A 10833-nucleotide genomic window follows, 5' to 3' on the forward strand; every position below is an offset into this window, starting at 1 on the left:
GCGCAGCAAGGGTTTCCAAGAAAAACGTTGTGCACAGCAGTCACCAAACCGTCACGGGACCCCATCGCCCCGCCCTCCGCGCCATTGTGTCAGCCACGTTTCACGGCTAACTGCATGATTCGACTGGGAAAAGGCCTGCTGGCACTTTTTTGACCAACCTGACGCGGACGCTTGCAGCAGCGTCATCGCGCCGTGAAGCATTCCCGCCATGCACAGATTTATCCACAGCGCGTGTGGATAAACCGGAATCTCCTTCCGGGATCAGTACTTGCGTGAATCTCGTCAAGATTCTGACAGGACATGGATGCAACTGCGTGAGATGTGACCCCGGCCCGGAGGGGCCGATACACTGGCCGGAATGCCACCCCTTTCCGTCCTCCAGGTCGCCCTGCCCGTGCCGCTGCCACGGCTGTTCGACTACCTGCCCCCGCCCGGTCACGCCGCCTCGCCCGGGGACGTCGGCAAGCGGGTGAAGGTGATGTTCGGCAATCGGGCGCTGACGGGCTTCATCGCCGGCGTCGCCGCCCCGGCCGACCCCACCCTGGAGCTGCGCCCGGCCGACGCCCTGCTGGACGACGCGCCCCTGCTGCAGGGCGAGCTACTCGACTCGCTGCACTGGCTGGCGCGCTACACCCACGCGCCGCTGGGCGAGGTGGTGGCGACCGCCCTGCCCGTCGCGTTGCGCCAGGGCGACCCATTGCCGGACACCCATGCCTGGCACTGGCGCCTGACCGAGGCCGGCCAGCTGCAGCGCGACCGATTGCGGGCCGGCAGCCGGCCACGCCGCTTGGCTGACCTGCTGGCGGCGCACGGCACGCTGGACGAAGACGTGCTGGATCTGCACCTGGGCAGCGGCCGCGCCACCGCCCGCGACCTGGGCAAGCGCGGGCTGGCCGAACGCTTCCCGGCCGCCGCGGCGCAGACCGCGCCCGCGCCGCGCCCGGGGCCGGCGCTCAACGAGGAACAGCAGGTGGCGGCCGTGGCGATCGTCGGCACGGCCGGCTTCGGTGCGCTGCTGCTCGACGGCGTGACCGGCAGCGGCAAGACCGAGGTCTACCTGCACGCCATCGCCGACTGCCTGCGCCGTGGGCGGCAGGCGCTGATGCTGGTGCCGGAGATCGGCCTGACCCCGCAGACGCTGGCGCGATTCCGCGAACGCCTGGGCGTGCCGGTGCATGCGCTGCACTCCGGCCTCAACGATGGTGAGCGTGTCCGCACCTGGGCGGCGTGCCTGCGCGGCGAGGCACGGGTGATCGTGGGCACGCGCTCGGCGGTGTTCACGCCGCTGCCGGAGGCCGGACTGATTGTGATCGACGAAGAGCACGACGGCAGCTACAAGCAGCAGGACGGCATCCGCTACCACGCACGCGACTTCGCCCTGGTACGCGGCAAGGCGCTGGACGTGCCGGTGGTGCTGGGCAGCGCCACGCCGTCGCTGGAGACGCTGCACAACGCACGCACGGGCCGCTACGCGCACCTGCGCCTGTCGCGGCGCGCGGGCGAGGCGCAGCCGCCGGCGGTGCGCGTACTCGACGTGCGCAAGCGCGCGCAGCAGGCCGGCCTGCTGGCGGACACGCTGCAGGCGATCCGCCAGGCGCTGGATGCCGGCGGGCAGGTACTGGTGTTCAAGAACCGTCGCGGCTACGCGCCGGTGCTGCTGTGCCACGACTGCGGCTGGAGCGCGCACTGCAAGCGCTGCGACAGTCCGATGACCGTGCATGCCGGCGGCAAGCGCCTGCAATGCCATCACTGCGGCGCACGCCAGGCGGCGCCACCCGCCTGTCCTGATTGCGGCGGACTGGCCCTGCAGCCGCAGGGCATCGGCACCGAACGGCTCGAGGAACTGCTGGCCGAGCAGTTCACCGACGTGCCGGTGCTGCGGGTCGACCGCGGCACCACGCAGAAGCGCGACGGCCTGGCGCAGCAGCTGGCGAAGCTGGGCGATGCGCCCGGCATCCTGGTCGGCACGCAGATCCTGGCCAAGGGCCACGACCTGCCGCACCTCACGCGCGTGGCGGTGGTCGGCGTCGACGAGGGCCTGTTCTCCACCGATTTCCGCGCCGGCGAGAAGCTCGCGCAGCAGTTGATCCAGGTGGCCGGACGCGCCGGGCGCGCCGGCAAGCGCGGCGATGTGTGGCTGCAGACGCACCATCCCGACCATCCGCTGTTGAACACGCTGATCAGCGGCGGCTACCACGCGTTCGCCGAGGCGGAGCTGGAACAGCGGCGCATGGCCGGCTTCCCGCCGTTCGCGCACCTCGCCCTGCTGCGCGCCGAAGCCCAGCACGTCGATGCCGCACAGCAGTTCCTGCAGGCCGCGAAGCAGGCGCTGCGCCGGCACGATGCGGTACTGGAGATGCACGGCCCGCTGCCGGCGCCGATGCCGCGCCGCGCCGGCCTGCATCGCGTGCAGCTGCTGCTGACCTCGCCCGAGCGCCGCACGCTGCATCGCACGCTCGATCTCGCCCTGCCGGACCTCCACGCCCTGCCGGAAGCGCGCCGCACGCGCTGGTCGCTCGATGTCGATCCCATGGACCTGTACTGATGACGCAGACCCCGCGTACCGCCCTGACCCCCGCCCAACGGCTGCGCAGCATCTTCAGCGGCTCGGTCGGCAACCTGGTGGAGTGGTACGACTGGTACGTGTACGCGGCGTTCTCGCTGTACTTCGCCGAGGTGTTCTTCCCCGGCGGTGACCGCACCAGCCAGTTGCTGAAGACGGCGGTGATCTTCGCGGTGGGCTTCCTGATGCGTCCGCTCGGCGGCTGGCTACTCGGCCGCTACGCCGACCGCCACGGCCGCAAGCGCGCCCTGATGCTGTCGGTGGTGATGATGTGCGGTGGCTCGCTGATCATCGCCTGCACGCCGGGCTACGCCAGCATCGGCATCGCCGCGCCGATCCTGCTGGTGCTGGCGCGGCTGCTGCAGGGCCTGTCGGTCGGGGGCGAGTACGGTACGTCGGCGACCTACCTCAGCGAGATGGCGACGCGCGAACACCGCGGCTTCTGGTCGAGCTTCCAGTACGTCACCCTGGTGATGGGCCACCTGATCGCGCTGGGCGTGCTGATCGCTTTGCAGCGCGTGTTCCTCACCGACGACCAGCTGCGCGAGTGGGGCTGGCGCATTCCGTTCGCGATCGGCGCGGTGGCGGCGCTGGTAGCGCTGTGGCTGCGCCGGAACATGGTGGAAACCGAGTCGTTCCAGCGCAACGACGCGGCGGCGACGGGACAGCAGCGCGCCGAGGGCACGCTGCGTGCGCTGATGCGGCATCCGCGCGCGGTGTTCGCGGTGGTCGGCCTGACCATGGGCGGCACGCTGGCGTTCTATACGTACACCACCTACGTGCACAAGTTCCTGGTCAACAGCGCCGGCATGGCGGCCGAGACGGCCAGCCTGATCAATGCGTCCACGCTGTTCTTCTACATGCTGCTGCAGCCGGTGGTCGGCGCGTTGTCGGACCGGATCGGGCGACGGCGCATCCTGATCGCGTTCGGCGTGCTGGGCACGCTGTGCACCGTGCCCATCCTCAGCCAGCTGCAGGACGTGCAGAGCGCCACGCAGGCGTTCTGGCTGGTGATGGCGGCGCTGGTGATCGTCAGCGGCTACACCGCGATCAATGCGGTGGTGAAGGCGGAACTGTTCCCGGTCGAGATCCGCGCGCTCGGCGTCGGCCTGCCGTACGCGCTGACGGTGGCGATCTTCGGCGGCACCGCCGATGCGGTGGCGCTGTGGTTCAAGCGCATCGGCCACGAGACCGGCTTCTACTGGTACGTCACCGCCTGCATCGCCTGCTCGCTGCTGGTGTACCTGTGGATGCCGGACACGCGCGAGACCTCGCTGATCGACCGCGACCCGACCTGATCGGCATGCGCCGCATGCGACAATCGCGTGCGGTGCCAGGAGAATCGAGCATGCAGGCAGCACGTCCCCATGTGGTCATCGTCGGCGGCGGTTTTGGTGGCCTCTGGACCACGCGCGCCCTGGCGAACGCACCGGTCCGCATCACCCTGATCGACAGGCACAACCACCACCTGTTCCAGCCGCTGCTGTACCAGGTGGCCACCGCCGGCCTGTCCGCCCCCGATATCGCCGCGCCGCTGCGCCACATCCTGCGCAAGCAGAAGAACGTGGAAGTGCGGCTGGCCGAGGTGGCGTCGATCGCGCCGCAGGACAAGCAGATCGTGTTCGCCGACGGCACGACGCTCGCGTTCGACCACCTGCTGCTGGCGACCGGCGCGACGCATGCCTACTTCGGCCACGACGAATGGGCTCGGCACGCGCCGGGACTGAAGACGCTCGACGACGCGCTGCAGTTGCGCCGCCACCTGCTGCTCGCGTTCGAGCGCGCCGAGACCGAAACCGATCCGGCGAAACGCGCCGCGTGGCTCAGCTTCGCCATCGTCGGCGGCGGCCCGACCGGCGTGGAGCTGGCGGGCACACTGGCCGAGATCGCACGGCACACGCTGACCAACGAGTTCCGCAACATCGATCCCTCGCAGGCCCGAGTGCGCCTGGTGGAAGCGGGACCACGCGTGCTGGCATCGTTTCCCGAGGCGCTGTCGGACAAGGCCCGCAAGCAACTGGAGAAACTCGGCGTGGAGGTCGTCACCGGCACGCCGGTCAGCGATATCACCGACGACGGCTACCGGCTGGGCGACACCTTCGTCCCGGCCAAGACCGTGGTCTGGGCCGCCGGCGTGGCCGCATCACCGCTGGCGCGCTCACTTGGCGTGCCGCTGGATCGCGCCGGACGCGTGCTGGTGCAACCCGACCTCAGCGTGCCCGGACATCCCGACATCTTCGTCGCCGGCGACCTGGCCGCGGTGACCTCGGACGGACGTCCCGTACCCGGCGTGGCGCCTGCCGCCAAGCAGATGGGCCGCCACGTCGCGCAGGTGCTGCGCGCGCGCCTGTTGGGCAGCGCATCGCCCGGTGCGTTCCGTTACCAGGACTACGGCAACCTAGCGACCATCGGGCGCATGGCGGCGGTGGTGGATTTCGGACGGCTGAAGTTTTCCGGCCTGCTGGCGTGGTGGTTCTGGCTGACCGCGCACGTGTTCTTCCTGATCGGCTTCCGCAACCGCCTGGTCGTACTGCTGAACTGGTGCTGGGCGTACTGGAGCTACCAGCGCGGCGCGCGGATCATTCTGGGCAAGGACGAGGGTCAGGCCGGGTCGACGCGACAGGCGTAGCAGCCGCGGCGCGCATTGTGGACGTGCAGGTAGGCGACGCTGGCGGTACCAAGCAGGCGTCGCAGATGCGGCACTGCATCGATGCCTTCCACGACCTCGGCATCGAGCATCACACCCTCCGCGTCGTAGGCCCGCAGCGAGAGCAGGCGATGCGGAAAGGTCGTGGGGAGCATGTTGCGGAATTCCACCGCTGGTGCCTGCATGCCGTCTTCACTGACGAAAATCGGGCCACTGCCGCGATAAGCCCCGGCGACATCGTGGTGCAGATAGGGAAGCAGCAGCAGGGTCTCGCCCTGTCGCGCGTCCTGCAGCGTGACGCGGCAGGGGAACCCTCGATCGCTGTCGGCGACGACGCGGCGGATGTTGCGTGCCGCCAGCGTGGCATCGTCGAGGGCGAACAGGGGACGGAACGGTTCGGGCGACAGCCCGCGGATCACGAACGACATGGCATCACTCCGGAGAAGTGATGCCATGCTCGCGTCGCCGCGAGGGCGGCGCTATCCGGATCTTGTTCGGCTTACTTCCCGTCCAGCGGATAGCGCTTGCCGTCGGCCATGACCAGTTCGCCGTCGCCGATGCGCTCGCTGTCGGCATCGACGGTAATGAACTCGGCTTCGAGCCGGCCGGCGCCCTTGCTGCCTTTCAGATCGAAGATGTAGCGCTCGCCTTCCGCCGCCCACGATGCATCGCGGTCGAAGGCGGCTTCGCGAATGTCGCCGATATGACGCTGCACGACCGGATGCGCCTGCATGGCCGCGTTGGCCTGCAGCACGAACATGCCGTCCTGGCGCGCGAAGGTATCCGGAGCTTCACCGCGATCCGTATCGATGCGCGGCGCGGCGAGTTCGCCTTCCATCGGCGCCTCGCCCTCGAAGGCGATCTCGCGGCCATCGGCCAAGGTCAGCACGCCTTTGCCCAGGCGTTCGGTATCGGCATCGACGGTAATGAACTCGGCGAGGAGGCGTCCACGTCCCTTGTCGCCGGCCAGCGTGAACACGAACTCGTCCGCGCCCTCCGCTTCGCCGGTGCCGGCGAGGTCGAGTTCGAACGACTGCAGCGTGCCGATATGCTGCTGCACGAGTGGGTAGCGCTGCGCCGCGACCCGCGCCTGGCGGGTGAAGATGTTGTCGCCCGCGAGCATGTCCTCGAGTCCGACACCGTCCTCGGACTCGTTCTCCCCACGGGGCTCGCCTTCGAACGACAGTTTGCGGCCGTTAGCCAGCGTCAGCACGCCCTTGCCGAGGCGCTCGGTGTCGGCGCTGACGGTGATGAAGTCGGCTTCGAGCCGCCCACGCCCCTTGTCGCCGGCGACATCGAACACGAAGGTGTTCATGCCCGGCGCGGCGCCGGTGGCGTCGGTATCGATCTCGAACGTGGTGATCTGGCCGATGTGCTGGCGGATCAGCGGATACCGCTGCGCAGCTTCCTGCGCCTGGCGGACGAAAAGGCCGGCGCCGGCTTCGATGTCCGCGTCATGGTCATGGTCGTGTCCATGCGCTTCGTCCTCCGCGGCCAGCGCATCGGCGTCACCTTCGATCTCGTGCCGGGTGCCGTCGGCCATGACCAGCATGCCCGGACCCAGCGCTTCCTCGGAGGGACTGACAGTGATGAAGCGCGCAGTGACACGCCCCTTGCCGCGACTGCCTTCGACGTCGAACACCAGCACGTCAGGACCCGGCTCGCCCATGCTGGCGGCGTCGTCGAGCGCGACCTTGCGGATCGCGCCGAGATGCGCGGCGACCACGGGATCCACCTGCATCGCGGCCCGCGCCTGCGCGTCGTACTCCTCGCGATCGATGGAGAAGCGTACGCCTCCCTGTCCTTCGCTCGACTTCGTGTTGCCATCGTCGGCCGCGTGCGGCGCGGCGAAACCCGACGCAGCCGCGAGACCGCTCGCCGCTGCCAACATCCACACGAACAGTCCCCGTCGCTTGTTGCCCCACCCCATGCCCTGCTCCTTCTGGTTATCGCGCCGCCCATGGCGGGTCGCGGCGTAGTGGAGCACATCCCCCGATGCGTACGCCACAAAAGAGAAGAGGCCCCGATGGGCCTCTTGCAGATCACATAACGAACGGCGAGATCAGGCGGCGAACAACGCCTTCATCTTCTTCAGCGCGTTGGCTTCGACCTGGCGGACACGCTCGGCGGAAATGCCGTACTCGTCGGCCAGTTCCTGCAGGGTCACCTTGCTTTCGCCATCCAGCCAGCGGCGCTTGATGATGTCGCGCGAGCGGTCGTCGAGGTTCGCCATGCCTTCGCGCAGCAGTTCGAGCTGGTTGTCCTCGCTGTCCGCGCGCTCGTACGCCTGTGACGGGTCTTCATCGCGTGCGACCAGATAGCTGGCAGGCGACGGCGGTGCGTGCTCTTCGTCCTCATCCGACGGTGCGTCGAAGCCGATATCACGGCCGGACAGGCGCGATTCCATTTCCATCACCTCGCGCTCGGACACGTTGAGGTCCTTGGCGATGGCGCTGACTTCCTCGGCATTCATCCAGCCCAGGCGCGTCTTGGACTTGCGCAGGTTGAAGAACAACTTGCGCTGCGCCTTGGTCGTGGCGACCTTCACGATGCGCCAGTTCTTCAGGATGAACTCGTGCATCTCGGCACGGATCCAGTGCACCGCGAAGCTCACCAGGCGCACGCCCATGTCGGGGTCGAAGCGCTTCACCGCCTTCATCAGGCCGATGTTGCCTTCCTGGATCAGGTCGCCGAGCGGCAGGCCGTAGCCGTTGTAGCCACGCGCCACGTGGACGACGAAACGCAGGTGCGAATGCACCAGTTCGCGGGCGGCGTCGAGGTCTTCGTCCTCGCGGTAACGGTTGGCGAGCGCACGCTCGTCTTCCACCGTCAGCACCGGAATCTGGTGCACGGCGCTGATATAGGCGTCGAGCGAACCCAGGGCGCTGGGAATCGGCAGGTTGTTGGTGACCAGGGCGGTAGTGGGAGTGTTCTGGCTCATGGGCAGGGATGTTAGCAGTCGGGGGGTTCGACTGCTAACCGTGCCGGAAGTTCCGGATCGTCCCAGCGATGCAACAATCGCGGCGCCAAGAGCTCGCAGGAATTCTCTTTTAAATCAAAGATTTATGTCCGCCAAAAGATCGCCGCGTGCGAGCGCCCGGACGCTCCTGCTCCAGACGAGCCTGTATTCAGCTGCGGGACGGCATTGGAACAACGCTCGGGGGCTGCTGCTGCACCTGCCGCTGGAGCACGCTTGCAGCTAGGGCGTCACCGCCATCGAGCCCGGCGGGATGGAAACCTGGACGGAGGTAGTCGAACAGGTGCTTCAGCGTCCATCGCGCCATCCCGTGACCGTGCCCGAAGTGCGACACGGCCTGCCTGAGGGTCGCTTTGCGCCACAGCGCCCGGTCCTGCGCCAGCAGTGCCATGGCCAGCACGGTCATCAGCAGATAAAACAGGGTCGCCGTCGTCACCGCACCCAGTGCACGTACCGGGTAGCTCGGCGAGATCGCGTTCAGAAGGTCGAACGCGACGGCGCGATGCTCGATCTCTTCGGCGAAATGCCACTCCATCAGATCGCGCACGCGTGGATCTGCTTCCGCAAGGATGGATTGCGACAGGAATTCATACCCCAGAAACGCATTGATGTGCTCGACGCAGCTCACCAGGGACACCCTCAGCCACAGCGGCGCCCACCGGTCCATGACGCCGAATATTCCGCGGTCGATCGCATGCTCGAACCGGCGATATGTATATCCCTGCACGTCCAGGTTGCGCCAGTAGCGCTTGTGCGCGACACCGTGCTGCGCTTCCTGCCGGATGAATGCCTGGCAGCGCGCACGCAAAACAGGTTCCGCGATGCGGGGCAGGCTGGCATTGAGCGTACGGATGTAGAACGCCTCGTTGGCCGGAACGAGGATGGTGTACGCATTGAGGAGCGAGGACACCACTTCATTGCCCGGAAGCCAGTGCTTGGGGACATCAGCGGGGAATTCAGTCGTGAAACGGCGTGGTGTGATCGATTCGTCCATGACTCAGTACCTCCGCATGGCATCGTGCCTGCACGATGCGCGCCGCTCGCGCATCACGTTGTGAAGAACGGCTTGAGAGTAAGAAGGACTAGCGGAGTAGTCCTGCTGTTACGGGTCAGGATGCAGCAGCAACCGCCTGTGCCTGCCGCATGACACGCAACAGGTTGCCGCTCCATATCTTGCGGATATCGGCTTCCGAATAGCCCGCGGCCAGCAACGCCTCGGTGATCCGCGGAAGCGCACTGACATCTTCCATACCCGCCACGCCGCCGCCGCCATCCCAATCCGCACCGATACCTACGTGGTCGACACCAGCCACCTTCAGGATGTGAAGCAGGTGCTTCATGTAGTCGTCGAAGGTGGCCCGCTTCATCGGGTAGCGCAGCTCGATCACGCGCCGCTCTGCCAGATAGGCGGGTACGCGATCCACCGCCAGTCGGCTCTCGGGGCCGAACTTTTCGCCAAGCGCATCCATCGCGGCCTCGCGCTCAGGAATCTTCGGGATACTGATCAGGTATCCGCCGAACGCATTCACATGGATGACGCCGCCTTTCGCCGCGAGTTGGCGAAGACGTGCGTCGTCGATGTTGCGGGGATGGTCGTACACCGCATCTGCGCTGGTGTGCGAGAGCACGATCGGAGCCCGCGATTGAGCGAGTAGCTGGTCGAACACGGCATCACTGGCGTGCGATGCATCCAGCACGATGCCCAGGCGATTCGCCTCCTGCACCAGTGCCCGGCCGGCGGGACTCAAGCCCTGCCACTCCGGGCCGGCCGGATCCGTCGACGAATCACCGAAATCGTTGTTGCGTACATGCGTGATGCCCAGCATCCGCAGGCCAAGCCGGTGGTAGGCAGAGAGCAGACTGGGGTCCTTGGCCAGCGGTGCCGCGTTTTCCATGCTGATGAAGGAAACACGCTTGCCCGCGGCCGCGATGCGTTCCGCATCGTCTGCGGTATGCGCGAGTTCCATGGTCTCTGCATGCGCCGCGAGCATTTCGCGAATGCTCATCAGACGCTCGATGCCGTGGTCCCGTGCTTCACGCTTGCCGGCCTCGTCCCGTGCGCCCTGCGCCGTATAGATGACCCAAAAGCCGCCATCCAGCCCGCCGGCCTTCATGCGTGGGAGATCCACCTGCGAGAGATCGCCTTCGTGCGTGTGATCGTCGCTGATGTCCCAACCAGGCCTGCGCAAATTGGCGGGCGTATCGAGATGCGTGTCGAGCACCAGGGCATCTGCGTGGATGCGAGCCGCAACGGCGGACGTGCCTTCCGCCGCTGCAGCCAGCGGACTGATGGCGGTTGCGACAGCAAGTGCGACGCGAACAGATCGAGACAGCTTCATGCATTCCTCCCCCACGGACTCGTATGCCGATTGTTGGCGAAAGGGACGCAAGAAAAAACCCCCGTCCTGTCGGACGGGGGTTTTTGGGTAAAGCCCCTGGCGATGACCTACTCTTGCATGGCTTAAGCCACACTACCATCGGCGCGGCTGCGTTTCACTTCCGTGTTCGGGATGGGAACGGGTGGGACCACAGCGCTAATTTCACCAGGGAGAGGGTTGGAGCGTCGCCATCCAGGGAACGGATTAAGGCGCCAATCTCTCATAGGGTCTTGTGACGTAGCGGGCATTGGATTTTCTCTGACGATAT

8 protein-coding genes and 1 rRNA gene are annotated in these 10833 nt (G+C 67.0%); 3 read left to right on the plus strand and 6 right to left on the minus strand.

Features of this window, described 5'->3' with window-relative positions:
• Positions 1–358: 358 nt before the first annotated feature.
• From AC04MD_RS12990 to AC04MD_RS13000, 3 genes are read left to right on the plus strand one after another with little or no spacing between them, the layout of a single operon-like run.
• Complete coding sequence (locus AC04MD_RS12990) at positions 359–2545, plus strand: primosomal protein N' (RefSeq protein ID WP_475497665.1); 2187 nt, start codon at positions 359–361, stop codon at positions 2543–2545.
• Positions 2545–3861, plus strand: coding sequence for an MFS transporter (locus tag AC04MD_RS12995; protein ID WP_475497666.1), 1317 nt, complete (start codon positions 2545–2547; stop codon positions 3859–3861). The genes AC04MD_RS12990 and AC04MD_RS12995 overlap by 1 nt, the downstream gene beginning before the upstream one ends.
• 50 nt (positions 3862–3911) lie before the next feature.
• Entirely contained in the window at positions 3912–5192 is a 1281-nt protein-coding gene (locus AC04MD_RS13000) for an NAD(P)/FAD-dependent oxidoreductase (RefSeq protein ID WP_475497667.1), read from the plus strand.
• Here AC04MD_RS13000 and AC04MD_RS13005 read toward each other — a convergent pair.
• The 6 genes from AC04MD_RS13005 to rrf form a co-directional block, all read right to left on the minus strand.
• The gene (locus AC04MD_RS13005) at positions 5165–5638 is read right to left on the minus strand and encodes a DUF1203 domain-containing protein (protein ID WP_475497668.1); all 474 of its coding nucleotides are present in this window, start codon (positions 5636–5638) and stop codon (positions 5165–5167) included. The genes AC04MD_RS13000 and AC04MD_RS13005 overlap by 28 nt on opposite strands.
• A gap of 71 nt (positions 5639–5709) precedes the next feature.
• On the minus strand, positions 5710–7140 hold the full coding sequence (locus AC04MD_RS13010; protein WP_475497669.1) for a hypothetical protein: 1431 nt from the start codon (positions 7138–7140) through the stop codon (positions 5710–5712).
• Between the two features lie 132 nt (positions 7141–7272).
• On the minus strand, positions 7273–8151 hold the full coding sequence (gene rpoH / locus AC04MD_RS13015) for an RNA polymerase sigma factor RpoH (protein ID WP_475497670.1): 879 nt from the start codon (positions 8149–8151) through the stop codon (positions 7273–7275).
• A gap of 187 nt (positions 8152–8338) precedes the next feature.
• Complete coding sequence (locus AC04MD_RS13020; protein WP_475497671.1) at positions 8339–9181, minus strand: metal-dependent hydrolase; 843 nt, start codon at positions 9179–9181, stop codon at positions 8339–8341.
• Between the two features lie 115 nt (positions 9182–9296).
• Positions 9297–10526: a dipeptidase gene (locus AC04MD_RS13025; RefSeq protein WP_475497672.1), complete on the minus strand. Its 1230-nt coding sequence runs from the start codon at positions 10524–10526 to the stop codon at positions 9297–9299.
• Positions 10527–10620: 94 nt separating this feature from the next.
• Positions 10621–10735: ribosomal RNA gene (gene rrf / locus AC04MD_RS13030) — 5S ribosomal RNA — on the minus strand.
• Positions 10736–10833: the final 98 nt, after the last annotated feature.

It is taken from the genome of Pseudoxanthomonas sp. LjRoot206 (genome assembly GCF_056175725.1).

What these genes read in the sequence shown, in the direction of transcription:
- AC04MD_RS12990 (WP_475497665.1), top strand. Translation starts at nt 359, where the DNA reads ATGCCACCCCTTTCCGTCCTCCAGGTCGCCCTGCCCGTGCCGCTGCCA.
- AC04MD_RS12995 (WP_475497666.1), top strand. Translation starts at nt 2,545, where the DNA reads ATGACGCAGACCCCGCGTACCGCCCTGACCCCCGCCCAACGGCTGCGC.
- AC04MD_RS13000 (WP_475497667.1), top strand. Translation starts at nt 3,912, where the DNA reads ATGCAGGCAGCACGTCCCCATGTGGTCATCGTCGGCGGCGGTTTTGGT.
- AC04MD_RS13005 (WP_475497668.1), bottom strand. Translation starts at nt 5,638, where the DNA reads ATGTCGTTCGTGATCCGCGGGCTGTCGCCCGAACCGTTCCGTCCCCTG.
- AC04MD_RS13010 (WP_475497669.1), bottom strand. Translation starts at nt 7,140, where the DNA reads ATGGGGTGGGGCAACAAGCGACGGGGACTGTTCGTGTGGATGTTGGCA.
- rpoH (WP_475497670.1), bottom strand. Translation starts at nt 8,151, where the DNA reads ATGAGCCAGAACACTCCCACTACCGCCCTGGTCACCAACAACCTGCCG.
- AC04MD_RS13020 (WP_475497671.1), bottom strand. Translation starts at nt 9,181, where the DNA reads ATGGACGAATCGATCACACCACGCCGTTTCACGACTGAATTCCCCGCT.
- AC04MD_RS13025 (WP_475497672.1), bottom strand. Translation starts at nt 10,526, where the DNA reads ATGAAGCTGTCTCGATCTGTTCGCGTCGCACTTGCTGTCGCAACCGCC.